Genomic DNA, 13,932 nt, shown 5'->3' with positions numbered 1-13,932 from the left:
TAGTTATTGAGGCAGGTTTCATACAGGCAAGAAACCTATCGAGCAGTGACCCCTTTATAAGCAATTTCCGGCTTTCGTCCAAGCTAAAAGTTTGAAAAGACGAAAAAGCGCACGTAGCGTGCGGAAGCAAGAAAATAAGGGCAGAGCGGGATTGTTGTGAAACTGCGAATAGAAAATTTCCGGACTCTTCAAACGGCGCTGGCTGGAATCACCCTGGCATTTGCCGCGAATTTCGCGCAGGCAGAATCGGCCCATGGCATAGCTATGTACGGCGCCCCTGCACTGCCACCGGATTTTGTGTCTTTACCCTATGCGAACCCGGATGCTCCGAAGGGCGGCAAGGTTGTGTTCGGCAACACCGGAGGTTTTGACAGCCTCAATCCGTTCACCCTAAAGGGGACCACTCCCTGGCAGCTGAGGTTCTGGGGATACGAGAGTCTGATGGGCCGGTCCTGGGACGAACCCTTCACCCTTTACGGTCTTCTGGCCGAATCGATTGAGGTGCCAAAGGACCGCTCCTGGGTCAAATTCACCCTGCGGGAGGCGGCCCGATTCTCTGACGGCAGCCCGGTGACCGTCGAGGATGTGATCTGGTCTTACGAGACCTTGGGCACCAAGGGCCACCCGCGCTACCGCGGGTTCTGGACCAAGGTGGAGAAGATCGAACAAACCGGCCCGCGCAGCATCCGCCTGACCTTCAATGTGGAGGACCGCGAGCTGGCGCTGATCGCCGGGCTGCGCCCGATCCTCAAGAAGGCGCAATGGGAGGGCAAGGCGTTCGGCAGCGACGAGGTCGAAGGTGCCCCCATTGGCACCGGCGCCTATGTGGTCAGCGCCTATGAGCCAGGCCGCTTTGTCACGCTCACCCGCAACCCGGCCTATTGGGGCAAGGACCTGCCCCTGCGGCGCGGCACCCAGAACTTCGACGAGCTGCGCATCGATTTCTTCGGCGATGAAACCGTGCTGTTCGAGGCGTTCAAGGCCGGGGAGCTGAGCGCGGTGCGCGAGTTCAATGCAGACAAATGGGACAGCGCCTACAATTTCCCCGCGATCACACGCGGCGATGTGGTCAAAAGCGAGATCCCGCACCAGCGCCCCTCCGGCATGACCGGTCTGGTGATGAACACCCGCCGCGCACCGCTGGATGACTGGCGGGTGCGCGAGGCGCTGCTGTTGGCCTTCAACTTCGAATACATCAACGGCACGGTGACTGGCGGCACCCAGCAGCGGATCATCTCCTATTTCTCCGGGTCGGTGCTGGGCATGCAGCCCGGCGCGGCGGAGGGCAAGGTCCGCGCGCTGCTGGACCCGTTTTCGGACTCCCTGCTGCCCGGCACGCTGGAGGGCTACACCCTGCCCCAGGGCGACGGCAGCAAGCGCAACCGGGGCAACCTGCGCAAGGCGATGAAGCTGCTGGAAGAGGCCGGCTGGACCGTCACCGACGGCGTTCTGCGCAATGCGGATGGCACCGCGCTGGCGCTGAATGTTCTGATCCGGCAGGGCGATGGCGAGATGAAGACCGTCACAGAGATCTACGCCCGCGCGCTGGAGCGGCTGGGCGTCACCCTGACCGCCGAGACCGTGGACAACGCCCAATACGCCGAACGGGAAAACGCCTATGACTTCGACCTCACCCGCTTCCGCCGGGAACTGTCGCTGAGCCCCGGCAACGAGCAGCGTTACTACTGGGGCAGCGAAGGTGTGGATCAGCCCGGCAGCCGCAACCTGATGGGCATGGACAGCCCGGCAGCGGAGGCGATGATAGACGCGATGCTGACGGCAACGGAGCCGGAGGATTTCACCGCCGCGGTGCGGGCGCTGGACCGGGTGCTAACCGCCGGGCGCTATGTCATTCCGTTCTGGAGCTTCGACACCGGCCGCATCGCCCACATCAAGGAAATGCGCTTTCCGGACAGGCTGCCGATTTACGGCGACCGGACCGAGTTCATGCCGGACGTCTGGTGGTATCAGGCAGACTGACCTGACCGGGCAGCGTGCAGGTCTGCTGAACAGAGTTGACAGCTTTGCCATATTTCCATATTTCGCGAAATATGGAAATTGAACTGTCCGATAAGCTCGCCGCCTTGGCGCATCCGAACAGGCTGGCACTGTTCCGGCTGCTGATGCGGCGCTATCCGGATGGGGTACCGGCCGGCGAGATCGCACAGGCGCTGGACTACAAGGCAAACACCGCCTCGGCTTATCTGTCAGCCCTGAAACAGGCTGGGTTGATCACCCAGCAGCGCACCGGCACCTCGCTGATGTATGCCGCGGACCTGCAAGGCCTGCGCGGCATGTTCGACGGCCTTTTGACCGGCTGCTGCCAGAACCGGCCCGATATCTGTTCGCCGCTCATCTGTGAAGAAATGACCGTGCCAACGCCAGACCGCCCGTTCAATGTCCTGTTCATCTGCACCGGAAACTCTGCCCGCTCGCTGCTGGCAGAGGCCATTCTGAACCAAGAGGGCGGCGGCAAGTTCCGCGCCTTCTCTGCCGGAACGGAGCCGTCGCCGGGACCACGGCCCGAGGTGATAGCCCTGCTGCAGGCCAAGGGGTTTGACACCAGCAGCCTGCGCTCCAAGGACCTGGATGAATTTTCCAGGCCGGATGCGCACCAGATGGATTTCATCTTCACCGTCTGCGACCATGCCGCAAACGAGGAATGCCCGGCCTGGCCCGGCCAGCCGATGAGTGCCCACTGGGGCCTCGCCGATCCGGTCAAGGCTGAGGGCACTGACGCCGAACGCCGCCTCGCCTTCCAGCAGGCCTATGGGCTGCTGCGCAACCGGATCAAGGTCTTCGCGGATCTTCCCTTTGAAACCCTCGACCGCATGTCGCTTCAGCACCAGGTTGACGATATCGGCCGCTTGAACTCATCCGAATAATCGAAAGCACGGACACACAACATGAACATCCTGGTCCTTTGCACGGGCAATTCCGCGCGCTCCATTTTGCTGGAGTCGATCTTCAACACGCTGGGCGCAGGCCGCACCCGCGCCTTCTCGGCCGGCTCCAACCCGACCGGCAAGGTGCATCCGCAGTCACTTGTTCTGCTGGAGGAACTGGGCCACGACACTGCCGGCGCCCGCTCCAAGAGCTGGGATGAATTCGCCGAAGCAGATGCGCCGGAGATGGATATGGTCATCACCGTTTGCGCTTCCGCCGCTGGCGAGACCTGTCCGGTCTGGCCCGGCGCGCCGGTGCGCGCCCATTGGGGGGTCGAGGACCCGGCAGCGGCGGAACAGCCGGAATGGGACTCCGCCTTCCGCACCGCCTATGCCACGCTGGAAAAACGCGCCAAGGCGCTGCTGGAGCTGCCGTTTGAAACCATGTCTCCCGCCGAACTCTCCCAGCAGCTCAAGCGGATCGGAGAGATCGCATGACTGCACAGAAACTGCTGGCTGAGGGGCTGGGCACTGCCATGCTGCTGATCAGCGTGGTCGGCTCCGGCATCATGGCCGAGACCCTGGCCGACGGAAACGTGGCGCTGGCGCTGCTGGCTAATGCAATCGCCACCGGCTGCATGCTTTATGCCATTATCACCACGCTTGGCCCCGTTTCCGGCGCCCACTTCAACCCGGCGGTGACGCTGGCTTTTGCCCTGCGCGGCGAGCATTCCTGGGGCGCAGTTACGCCCTATGTCCTGGTGCAGATCGGCGGCGGCATCCTGGGGGTCTGGGCCTGCCATGTGATGTTCGACCTTGCAATTCTGCAAAGCTCAGCCACCATGCACCGCACCGGTACCGCCCAGTGGTTCGCCGAAATACTGGCCACCTTCGGCCTTTTGTTCGTGATTTTCGGCGGATTGCGCTCCCGGCCCGAAGCGGTGCCAGCCCTGGTCGGGCTCTACATCACCGGCGCCTATTGGTTCACCTCCTCGACCAGCTTTGCCAACCCCGCGGTCACCATTGCCCGCGGTTTCAGCGACACCTTTGCCGGCATCTATCCGGGACACATTCCGATGTTCCTTCTGATGCAGCTGATCGCAGTTGGCATCGGCCATTTGGTGCTGACAAGACTGTTCGCACCGCGCTGACAACCAGCAAAAATCCGCTCACGCACGCCGCCCCAGGCCCCTACCTTGGGGCGGAAGTTACAAAATGACACGAAAAGTGTTACGATGAGGGTCCATCAACCATAAAACCGTTTGTCAGGGAGTGCCCCCCATGCCTGTACAAGCAGCAGCTGCCAGCTGGATTGACAGGATGCCCCGCATCAAACAGCGCTTTCCGCATTTGAAAGCCAGCAACGCGCCTTCGATACTGGATGACCGGGACAGATTTGTTGCCTATCTGGCACGGACCCATCACCTCACCTTGAATGAAGCCAAAGAAGAGGTGGACGACTTCCTGTATATCGAAAGCCTGCTGAGAGAGCTGGACGGCCGCCCGCACTGATCCCGCCCGCTCTTTTCCTGATATTTCAGGCCAGCGACGTTACCCAGAGGATTGTCGCATCCTCGGGGCTGACCGAAATCACGTTGTGCCCCATCGCCGCATCGTAATAGGCACTGTCGCCGCGGCGCATCTCCACCGGTTCATAGAACTCCGTGTAAAGCTTGACCACACCGGTCAGCACATAGAGGAATTCTTCGCCATCGTGGCGCACCCAGCCATCGAATTCGTCCATCGACCGCGCCCGCACCCGCGCCCGGTAAGGCAGCATCTGCTTACGTGTGAGGCCATCTGCCAGCAGCTCGTGCTCATATGTCGCGGTGGCATGGGCTGAGCCGTCCCCGGATTTCGTGATTGTCATCCGGCCGTTCACCTGGTCCCGCTGCGGCGGCGTGAACAGCTGCGGGATGGAGATCTGCAAGCCTTCGGCCAGCTTCTTCAACGCCTCGTAAGTCGGTGACATCTGGCCGTTTTCGATCTTGGACAGGGTCGAGCGCGCCAGCCCGGCCTGATTGGCCGCATGTTCCAGCGTCCAGTCCCGCGCCTTGCGCAGCTCGCGCACGCGGGCGCCCAGGTCCAGGGGTTCGGCTTGATCGTCACCGCCGTTGGCGCGGGCGATGGTGATCAGGGATTTCGGGTCGCGGCTTTTCATGAGAACTCTATAAGCCGCACCCGCGCGCCTTGCAACGCAGGACCGTGCGGGCTAGCCATTTGCCATGCTGTCGGTTTTTGATCAGGGGCCGTTCGCGCCCTGCCCTTCGCCCTTCAATCTTGCAGCCCATGTGCTGCGCCATGCTGCGCGGCTGGCGGACAAGACCGCGCTGTCGGTGCTGGACGGCGATGGCCGCGAGGAATGGAGCTATGCCCGGCTGGAGGCCGCCGTGCGCGGCACCGGCACCGGGCTGCTGCAGGCGGGCCTGGTGCCCGGCGACATCGTTCTGATGCGGCTGGGAAACACGGTGGAGTTTCCCATCGCCTATCTCGGCGCCATCGCCGCAGGTCTGGTGCCGGTGCCGACCTCTGCCCAGCTGACAGAGGCGGAAACCGCGCGGATAGTCGCAGATCTTGATCCGGCTGCGGTGCTGCGGGACCCGCTGGTGGCCTGCACGAGTCACCGCCGGCAGATCACGGCCGCAGACCTCCTGGATATGCACCGGCTTCCTCCGTGTGACTACGCCTTCGGCGACCCAGGGCGGCTGGCCTATGTGGTCTACACCTCCGGCACCAGCGGAAATCCGCGTGCAGTGGCCCATGCCCACCGCGCGGTCTGGGCGCGGCAAATGATGGTGGACGGCTGGTACGGGCTGACAGAGGACGACCGGCTGCTGCACGCCGGCGCCTTCAACTGGACCTATACCCTCGGCACCGGGCTGATGGACCCCTGGGCGGCGGGCGCCACCGCCCTGATCCCGGCCCCCGGCACACCGCCGGAGGATCTGCCCGCCCTGCTGCGCCAGCACCGTGCGACAATCTTTGCCGCAGCCCCCGGCGTTTACCGCAAATTCCTGCGCGGCGGCACGCTGGACCTGCCTGATCTGCGGCACGGGCTTTGCGCAGGTGAAAAGCTTTCCCGCCACCTTCACGAAGCTTGGGAGGCTGCGACTGGCTGCGGCCTCTATGAGGCTTTCGGGATGTCCGAGTGCTCGACTTTCATTTCCTCCTCGCCGTCGCACCCTGCGCAGGACGGCGCCTTGGGCCGGCCGCAGCCAGGCCGGAAGGTTGCCATTCTAGGTGCCGACGGCCCGGTTCCGATGGGCGGGGAAGGCACCATCGCCATCCACCGCTCCGACCCCGGCCTGATGCTGGGCTACTTGAACGCGCCGGAGGAAACCGCGGCCCGCTATCAGGGCGACTGGTTCCTGACCGGCGATCAGGGCGCAATGTCTGAGGACGGCCAGATCCGGTACCTGGGACGCAGCGACGACATGATGAACGCGGGCGGCTACCGGGTGTCGCCGATTGAGGTTGAGACCGTCTTGGCCACCCATCCCGGCATCACCCAGGCAGGCGCCGCTGCGGTGGAGGTGAAGGAAGACACCTATATCATTGCCGCCTTCTATACCGGTCCCGAAGAGTTGAAGACGGAAGACCTGCAGGCCTTTGCATCCGAACGCCTGGCCCGCTACAAGCAGCCCCGCGCTTACGTCCATCTGGACGCGCTTCCCACCGGCGCCAACGGCAAACTGCTGCGCCGCGCCCTGCCTGCCCTGTTCAAAGGATGACCCAAATGCCCGCCGTCAAGCTCGACATCCTGTCCGACCCGATCTGCCCCTGGTGCTATATCGGCAAGACCCATCTGGACAAGGCGCTGGCAGAGGTGCCGGATCATCCGTTCGTCATCGAGTGGCACCCCTTCCAGCTGAACCCCGACATGCCGCGCGAAGGCATGGACCGGCGCGAATACCTGGAGCGCAAATTCGGCGGCAAGGAGGGTGCGGTGAAGGCCTATGCCCCGGTGGTGGAACACGCCGAAAAGGCCGGGCTGACGATCAATTTCGAAGCCATGAAGCGCACCCCCAACACGCTGGACGCCCACCGGCTGATCCACTGGGCCGGGGTCGAGGGAAAACAGACGCAGGTCGTTGATGCCCTGTTCAAAGCCTATTTCGTGGACGCCCGGGATATTGGCGACCACGCCGTCCTGGCGGAGGTTGCGCAAGAGGCAGGCATGGAAGCGGACGTCGCCGCCCGCCTGCTGGAAGGAGACAGCAATGTGCAAGCCATTCGCGACCGCGACGCCCATTCCCGCAAGATGGGGGTGAACTCGGTCCCGACCTTCATCGTTGCCAACCAGCACGCGGTGCCCGGCGCCCAGCCACCGGAACTGTGGAAGCAGGTTATCGAAGACATTATGCAGCAGCTGAAAGCTGCAGAGGCCGAATAGGCGGGCGGGAATTACTTAGCATCGCAACTATGCACAGCAACCTGTGCAGCCGGGCGCTGGCACGGCTGGCAGGTTTGTGGTAGCGGAAACGAACAGCTCCCAGACCGGCCTCATTCCCCGGATCCATCTGAAGAGCTGTTAGAGGTTTCAGATGTCACAATCCCCCGACCATGGCATGGCCAAGGCTGAGTTCATCGCTCTGATTGCGATGATGTTTGCCACCATTGCGCTGTCAATTGACGCCATGCTGCCTGCATTGCCGGAAATCGGCCAGACGCTCAGCCCGGACAACCTCAACCGCGCACAGCTGGTGCTGACGTCCTTTGTGCTGGGTATGGGTCTTGGCACCTTCTTCACCGGCCCGCTGTCCGATGCCTTTGGCCGCAAGCCTGTGGTGGCTGCGGGCTGCGCCCTTTATGTGCTGGCCGCGCTGACCGCCTGGCTGTCCCCTTCGCTGGAGGTTTTGCTGATCTCGCGCGTGCTGATGGGAATTGGTGCCGCTGGTCCGCGCATCGTAGGCGTTGCCGTTGTCCGCGACGTCTATTCCGGCCGCGAGATGGCCCGGCTGATGTCGATTGCCATGATGATCTTCATGATTGTTCCGGCCATTGCCCCGTTGATGGGCGCAGGCATCATCGCGCTGTCCGGCTGGCGCGCCATCTTCCTGTTGTTTGCTCTTTTTGCCGCCGTCATTGTCCTGTGGACCAGCGTCCGCCTGCCGGAAACGCTGGCACGTGAAGACCGCCGTGCCTTTCGCGCGCCATTGCTGATTTCAGCGGTCAAGGAGATGATGGCGCACCCCACGGTGCGGCTGTCGATCATGGTGCAGACGCTCTGCCTGGGCATGCTGTTCACCATGCTGACCATGGTGCAGCCGGTCTATGACATCATCTTCGGGCGCGGCGACAGCTTTCCCTACTGGTTCGGGCTGGTCGCAGTGATTTCCGGCACCGCCAGCCTGCTGAATGCCGCTATCGTGGTCCGGATCGGCATGCGCCGCATCGTCACCGTTTCGCTGGCCGCCCAGATCCTGATCACCGGCACAATGCTGCTGATCAGCGGCTGGAGCCTGCCGGATCCGTGGATGTTCGGCCTGTTTGTGGCCTGGCAGGCCAGCGTCTTCTTCATGGTCGGCACCACCGTCGGCAACCTCAATGCCATGGCGATGGAGCCGATGGGCCATATCGCCGGCATGGCGGCATCTGTGATCGGGGCGATCTCAACCGTTCTGGCCGCAGCCGTCGCCGCACCCGTCGGGCTGCTGTTTGACGGCTCGCTGGTGCCGCTTGCGGCAGGACTGCTGATCATGGCCTGTATCGCGTTCCTGCTGATGCTGCAGATGGCCAAGGCTGAGGCGCGGCTTCCCGCTGAATAACAGCCTTGCCCGGATAACGCCCCCTGCATAACCTTCCCCTGAAACGGGGGAGGTTTTTCATGGGTTACGACTACGATCTCGGCAGCCATTCCTGCCCGGTGACAACCGCTTCGCCTGAGGCGCAGCTCTGGTTCGACCGGGGACTGGTCTGGACCTACGGCTACAACCACGAGGAAGCCATCGCCTGCTTCCGCCGCGCGCTGGAACACGACCCGGACTGCGCTATGGCCCATTGGGGTGCAGCCTATGCGGCCGGTCCGAATTACAACCTGCCCTGGGATCTGCGCGACGCCAAAAGCCGCGCTGAAGCGCTGGCGGAGGCCTATGACGCGGCGCAGTCCGCCCTAGCCTGCATCGGCGGCTGCACGGAGTCCGAACAACTGCTGATCCGCGCCATCCAATCCCGCTATCCGCAGCGCGAACCCGGTGAGGACATGCACGCCTGGGACTATGACTTTGCCGAGGCGATGCGAGCGGCCTTTGCCGCCTGCCCGGATCACCTGGACCTGCGCACGGTATATGCAGAGAGCCTGCTGAACCTGACGCCCTGGAAAATGTGGGACCTGAAGACCGGCGAGCCCGCCGAAGGTGCGGCCACGCTGGAAGCGCAGGAGGTCCTGGAATGGGCGATGGACAGTGATCCGGCGGCGATGCAGCACCCGGGGCTGCTGCACCTCTACGTGCATCTGATGGAAATGTCGCCCACACCCGAAAAGGCGCTGAAGGCTGCGGACGCCCTGCGCACATTGGTGCCTGACGCGGGCCACCTGGTGCATATGCCGACCCATATCGACGTTCTGTGCGGTGATTACCGCAGCGTGGTCTACTGGAACCAGAAGGCGATAGAGGCGGACCTGAAATTCTATAAGCGCGAAGGCGCCTTCAACATCTACACCGGATACCGCCAGCACAATTACCATTTCGTGATCTACGGCGCGATGTTCCTGGGCCAGCTGGAACCGGCGCTGGCGGCCAATCAGGGGATTCTGGACACTACCCCGCCGGAAATGCTGCTGGTCGAAAGCCCGCCCATTGCGGATTTCTTTGAAAGCTACTTGGCGATGCACCCGCATATCCTGGTCCGCTTCGGGCGCTGGGAGGAGGCGATGGCGCTGGAGCTGCCGGAGGATCAGGACCTTTACTGCACCCTGACAGCCAACACCCATTACGCCCGCGCCATTGCTTATGCGGCCACTGGCCGGGTGGCACAGGCTGACGCGGAGGAGCAGTTGTTTCTGGCAGCCAAGTCCCGGGTGCCGGACAGCCGCCGGCTGCACAACAACAAGGTCGTTGATCTGCTTGAAATCGCAACAGAAATGCTGCGCGGCGAGATTGAATACCGAAAGCAGAACTATGACGCGGCCTTTGCCCATTTGCGCCGCTCGGCGGAGCTGGACGACAACCTGCCCTATGACGAACCCTGGGGCTGGATGCAGCCCACCCGCCACGCGCTGGGGGCGCTGCTGTTCGAACAGGGCCACGCTGAGGAAGCCGAGGCCGTCTATCGCGCGGACCTTGGGCTGGACGATACCTTGTCTCGCGCCTCTGTGCATCCTGGCAATATCTGGAGCCTGAAGGGGCTGCATGATTGCCTGAAGGCCCGCGGCGAAAGCGTTGAAATCAGGCACATTAAACAGCAGTTGGACCTGGCGCTGGCGCGGGCTGACCGGGCCGTGGGCGCATCCTGTTTCTGCGCCCAGGCGGCGATGGCGCCCAGCCCCTGCTGCAGCTGAGAAAATTTCTTGAGAAAGAAATTTGCCAAGGAAATTCGAATTTCCTTGGCGCCTTTTATCCCGCCTTGGCTTTCTTCTTCTCGGCCACGACCTTCTCTGCCAGATCGCGGGCGATGGCGAAGGCGCCCTTGATCTTGTCGGCGTCCTTCTTCCAGTCCCGGCGCACGACGATCTTGTTGTCCTTCACCTTGGCCAGCCCGTTCTGTCCTTGGATGAACTCCACCAGCCCCTGCGGCGACGCGAATTTGTCGTTGTGGAACTGGATCGTCGCCCCCTTCGGCCCGCCATCCATCTTGGCGATGCCAGCGCGCTTGCACATCGCCTTGATGCGCACCACCAGCATCAGCGTGTTCACTTCCTTGGGCAGCTTGCCGAAGCGGTCGATCAGCTCTGCGGCAAAACCTTCCAGCTCCACCTTGGTCGAGAGCGAGGACAGGCGGCGGTAGAGGCCCAGGCGCACATCCAGATCCGGCACGTAATCCTCGGGGATCAGCACCGGCACGCCGAGGTTGATCTGCGGTGCCCATTGATCGTCGGCGTCAGAGAGGCCCTCCATTTCACCCGCCTTGATCTTGGCAATCGCCTCCTCCAGCATCGACTGGTAGAGCTCATAGCCAACGTCACGCATCTGGCCGGACTGCTCCTCGCCCAGAAGGTTGCCGGCGCCCCGGATATCAAGGTCTTGCGAGGCAAGGGTGAAGCCCGCGCCGAGCGTATCCAGCGAGCCGAGGACCCGCAGGCGTTTCTCAGCCGCCGGTGTCAGACGCTGGCGCGGCTTGGTGGTGAGATAGGCATAGGCGCGGGTCTTGGAGCGCCCGACGCGGCCCCGGATCTGATAGAGTTGCGACAGGCCGAACATGTCGGCGCGGTGCACCACCATGGTGTTGGCGGTCGGAATATCCAGCCCGCTTTCGACAATCGTGGTGGCCAGCAGCACATCGTATTTGCCGTCATAGAAGGCGTTCATCCGGTCGTCGAGTTCCCCCGCCGCCATCTGCCCGTGCGCCACCACATAAGACAGCTCCGGCAGCTGCGCCTTCAGGAACTCTTCAACGTCCGGAAGATCGGTGATGCGCGGCACCACATAGAAGCTCTGCCCGCCGCGGTAATGCTCTCGCAGCAGCGCCTCGCGGATCGTAACGGTATCGAATTCGCTGACATAGGTGCGGATTGCCAGGCGGTCCACAGGCGGCGTGCCGATAATCGACAGGTCGCGTACCCCGGTTAGGGACAGCTGCAAGGTCCGCGGGATTGGGGTGGCCGTCAGGGTCAGCACATGGATGTCGCTGCGCAGCTGCTTCAGCCGCTCCTTATGGGCCACGCCAAAGTGCTGTTCCTCGTCAATGATCAACAGGCCGAGGTTCTGGAACTTGATGTTCTTGGCCAGAACCGCGTGGGTGCCGACCACGATGTCGACGGTGCCCTTGGCCAGCCCTTCGCGGGTCTGGCTGGCTTCCTTAGTGCTAACAAAGCGCGACAACTGCCTGACCTGCAACGGGAAACCGCGGAACCGTTCGGCAAAAGACGCGGCATGCTGGCGCGCCAGCAGAGTCGTTGGCGCAACCACCGCCACCTGCAGGCCCGACATTGCGGCGACAAAGGCCGCGCGCATCGCCACCTCGGTTTTTCCAAACCCCACGTCGCCGCAGATCAGCCGGTCCATCGGCTGGCCGGAGTGCAGATCCTCCATCACATCCTCGATGGCGCGCAGCTGGTCGTCGGTCTCCTGATAGGGGAAACGCGCCGAAAACTCCTCCCACGCGTGCGGCGGCGGATCCATCACCGGCGCCTTGCGCAGGGCGCGCTCGGCGGCGATGCGGATCAGCTTGTCCGCCATCTCGCGGATGCGTTCCTTGAGCTTGGCCTTCTTGGCCTGCCAGGCGCCGCCGCCAAGCCGGTCCAGAAGCCCTTCCTCGTGGCCGTATTTGGACAAAAGCTCGATGTTTTCGACGGGGAGGTACAGCTTCGCCTGTTCGGCGTATTCCAGCAGGATGCATTCATGGGCGGCGCCCGCGGCGGTGACCACTTCCAGCCCCTTGTAGCGGCCGATGCCATGGTCCACATGCACCACCAGATCGCCGGGCGTGAGCGACTGGGTCTCGGTCAGGAAGTTCTCCGCCTTGCGGCGTTTCTTCGGCGCCCGGATCAGCCGGTCACCCAGCACGTCCTGCTCCGAAATCACCGTCATGTCCGGCGCCTCAAAACCGTGCTCCAGCGCCCAGACCGCCAGATGCAGGCCGGTTTTGCCGATGCGTGTACCGTCCATCACCGGGATAGCTTCCGCTAGCCCCTCATCTTCGATCAGCCCGGTCAGACGCTCCCGTGCGCCTTCTGAATAAGAGGCAATGAGCACCGGCCCCGTCGGCATCCGCGACTTAATATGCGCCGCCAAAGCACCAAAAAGGCTGACATTTTCCTGCTGCCTCTCCGGCGCAAAGTTGCGCCCTATGCGTCCGCCTGCATCCGCCACGCCAGGGCCGGAGGCCTGCGGCAGAGGATGGAACTGCACGACGCGCATGTCCGCAACCGCCGCCTCCCAGGCCGCATCGTCGAGATACAGCAGGCCCGGCGGCGTCGGTTTGTAGACGGTGTCGATCCGCCCCTTCTGCTCCAGCGCATGTTTGCGCGTGCCGTACTGGTCCTCGATGCTGTCCCAGCGCGCCAGCCGCGCGGGCGTCATCTGATCGTCCAGCGTGACCGTTGCCTGCGGCAGGTAGTCGAAAAGCGTCTCCAGCTTCTCATGGAAGAACGGCAGCCAGTGTTCGATCCCCTGATGCTTGCGGCCCGCACTGACGGCCTCATAAAGCGGATCATCGGTTCCGGCGGCGCCAAATTCGATCCGGTAGTTCTGGCGGAACCGGGTGATTGCCGCCTCGTCCAGGATCACCTCGGAAACCGGCGCCAGTTCCACCACCTCCAGCTTCTCGGTGGTGCGCTGGGTGGCGGGGTCAAAGCGGCGGGCGCCATCCAGCACATCCCCGAAAAGGTCCAGACGCACCGGGCCGCTTTCGCCGGGAGGGAAGATGTCGATGATGCCGCCGCGAATGGCATAATCGCCCGGTTCCATCACCGTCGGGCTTTGGAAAAACCCCATCCGCACCAGGAAGTTGCGCAGTGCATCTTCATCCACACGCTGATCAACCCGGGCGGTAAAGGCCGCCTCGCGCAGAACTTCCCGCGCGGGCACCCGCTGGCTCGCGGCGTTGAGCGTGGTCAGCAGCACAAACTGACTGGGCATCTGATGCACCAGCGCCGCCAGGGTCGCCATCCGCGCTGCGGAAATGTCCGCATTCGGCGACACCCGGTCATACGGCAGGCAATCCCAGCCCGGAAACACAAACACCGGCATATCGGGCGCAAAGAAAGCCAATGCGGCGCGCATCGCCTCCATCCGCTTGTCATCACGCGCCACATGCAGCACCGGCGCGCCGGATTTCTGCACTTCCTTCAGGATCAGCCGGGCGTCAAACCCTTCGGGCGCGCCGCCCATGGTGATTGCACGCTGTGCCATGCGGTTTCCTTTCCGGGACTTCCTCCGGGGGTGGC

Annotated in this window: 11 protein-coding genes; 9 read left to right on the top strand and 2 right to left on the bottom strand. The window is 63.2% G+C overall.

The annotated features are described in order from the left end of the window. The first annotated feature begins 162 nt into the window (after positions 1–162). The 5 genes from AB1A62_RS12510 to AB1A62_RS12490 all read left to right on the top strand — a co-directional run bounded on the left by AB1A62_RS12510 (position 163) and on the right by AB1A62_RS12490 (position 4,397). The gene (locus tag AB1A62_RS12510) at positions 163–1,980 is read left to right on the top strand and encodes an extracellular solute-binding protein (RefSeq protein WP_366661930.1); all 1,818 of its coding nucleotides are present in this window, start codon (positions 163–165) and stop codon (positions 1,978–1,980) included. A 71-nt stretch (positions 1,981–2,051) separates the two neighbouring features. Beyond that, on the top strand, positions 2,052–2,885 hold the full coding sequence (locus AB1A62_RS12505) for a helix-turn-helix domain-containing protein (RefSeq protein ID WP_366661804.1): 834 nt from the start codon (positions 2,052–2,054) through the stop codon (positions 2,883–2,885). Between the two features lie 21 nt (positions 2,886–2,906). Next, entirely contained in the window at positions 2,907–3,383 is a 477-nt protein-coding gene (locus tag AB1A62_RS12500) for an arsenate reductase ArsC (RefSeq protein WP_366661803.1), read from the top strand. Continuing rightward, positions 3,380–4,036, top strand: coding sequence for an MIP/aquaporin family protein (locus tag AB1A62_RS12495; protein WP_366661802.1), 657 nt, complete (start codon positions 3,380–3,382; stop codon positions 4,034–4,036). Before AB1A62_RS12500 ends, AB1A62_RS12495 begins: the two co-directional genes overlap by 4 nt. Positions 4,037–4,166: 130 nt before the next feature. Then, positions 4,167–4,397 (top strand): hypothetical protein, encoded by a 231-nt coding sequence (locus AB1A62_RS12490; RefSeq protein WP_222502496.1) that lies wholly within the window; start codon positions 4,167–4,169, stop codon positions 4,395–4,397. A 25-nt stretch (positions 4,398–4,422) separates the two neighbouring features. Here AB1A62_RS12490 and AB1A62_RS12485 read toward each other — a convergent pair whose 3' ends face one another. Beyond that, positions 4,423–5,046 carry an XRE family transcriptional regulator gene (locus tag AB1A62_RS12485; RefSeq protein ID WP_366661801.1) on the bottom strand — a complete coding sequence of 208 codons (624 nt, stop codon included), beginning with the start codon at positions 5,044–5,046 and terminating at the stop codon, positions 4,423–4,425. Positions 5,047–5,110: 64 nt separating this feature from the next. Between AB1A62_RS12485 and AB1A62_RS12480 the strand changes: the two genes are divergently transcribed. From AB1A62_RS12480 to AB1A62_RS12465, 4 genes are all read left to right on the top strand, one after another. Further along, complete coding sequence (locus AB1A62_RS12480) at positions 5,111–6,616, top strand: class I adenylate-forming enzyme family protein (protein ID WP_366661800.1); 1,506 nt, start codon at positions 5,111–5,113, stop codon at positions 6,614–6,616. Further along, a complete protein-coding gene (locus AB1A62_RS12475) occupies positions 6,613–7,278 on the top strand; it encodes a DsbA family oxidoreductase (RefSeq protein ID WP_366661799.1) in 666 nt (221 codons plus the stop codon). Before AB1A62_RS12480 ends, AB1A62_RS12475 begins: the two co-directional genes overlap by 4 nt. Before the next feature lie 151 nt (positions 7,279–7,429). Then, a complete protein-coding gene (locus AB1A62_RS12470; RefSeq protein ID WP_366661798.1) occupies positions 7,430–8,653 on the top strand; it encodes a multidrug effflux MFS transporter in 1,224 nt (407 codons plus the stop codon). Between the two features lie 59 nt (positions 8,654–8,712). Then, on the top strand, positions 8,713–10,386 hold the full coding sequence (locus AB1A62_RS12465; RefSeq protein ID WP_366661797.1) for a tetratricopeptide repeat protein: 1,674 nt from the start codon (positions 8,713–8,715) through the stop codon (positions 10,384–10,386). A gap of 55 nt (positions 10,387–10,441) precedes the next feature. On the opposite strand, the gene mfd is transcribed toward AB1A62_RS12465, so the two are convergent. Beyond that, positions 10,442–13,897, bottom strand: coding sequence for a transcription-repair coupling factor (gene mfd, locus AB1A62_RS12460; RefSeq protein ID WP_366661796.1), 3,456 nt, complete (start codon positions 13,895–13,897; stop codon positions 10,442–10,444). Between the last annotated feature and the right edge of the window lie 35 nt (positions 13,898–13,932).

This window comes from Leisingera sp. JC11, assembly GCF_040704725.1.
GTDB lineage: Bacteria > Pseudomonadota > Alphaproteobacteria > Rhodobacterales > Rhodobacteraceae > Leisingera.
Note: the sequence above shows the minus strand (reverse complement) of the source record. Positions and strands in the feature narration are given on the sequence as shown.

What these genes read in the sequence shown, in the direction of transcription:
- AB1A62_RS12505 (WP_366661804.1), top strand. Translation starts at nt 2,052, where the DNA reads ATGGAAATTGAACTGTCCGATAAGCTCGCCGCCTTGGCGCATCCGAAC.
- AB1A62_RS12500 (WP_366661803.1), top strand. Translation starts at nt 2,907, where the DNA reads ATGAACATCCTGGTCCTTTGCACGGGCAATTCCGCGCGCTCCATTTTG.
- AB1A62_RS12495 (WP_366661802.1), top strand. Translation starts at nt 3,380, where the DNA reads ATGACTGCACAGAAACTGCTGGCTGAGGGGCTGGGCACTGCCATGCTG.
- AB1A62_RS12490 (WP_222502496.1), top strand. Translation starts at nt 4,167, where the DNA reads ATGCCTGTACAAGCAGCAGCTGCCAGCTGGATTGACAGGATGCCCCGC.
- AB1A62_RS12485 (WP_366661801.1), bottom strand. Translation starts at nt 5,046, where the DNA reads ATGAAAAGCCGCGACCCGAAATCCCTGATCACCATCGCCCGCGCCAAC.
- AB1A62_RS12480 (WP_366661800.1), top strand. Translation starts at nt 5,111, where the DNA reads ATGCTGTCGGTTTTTGATCAGGGGCCGTTCGCGCCCTGCCCTTCGCCC.
- AB1A62_RS12475 (WP_366661799.1), top strand. Translation starts at nt 6,613, where the DNA reads ATGACCCAAATGCCCGCCGTCAAGCTCGACATCCTGTCCGACCCGATC.
- AB1A62_RS12470 (WP_366661798.1), top strand. Translation starts at nt 7,430, where the DNA reads ATGTCACAATCCCCCGACCATGGCATGGCCAAGGCTGAGTTCATCGCT.
- AB1A62_RS12465 (WP_366661797.1), top strand. Translation starts at nt 8,713, where the DNA reads ATGGGTTACGACTACGATCTCGGCAGCCATTCCTGCCCGGTGACAACC.
- mfd (WP_366661796.1), bottom strand. Translation starts at nt 13,897, where the DNA reads ATGGCACAGCGTGCAATCACCATGGGCGGCGCGCCCGAAGGGTTTGAC.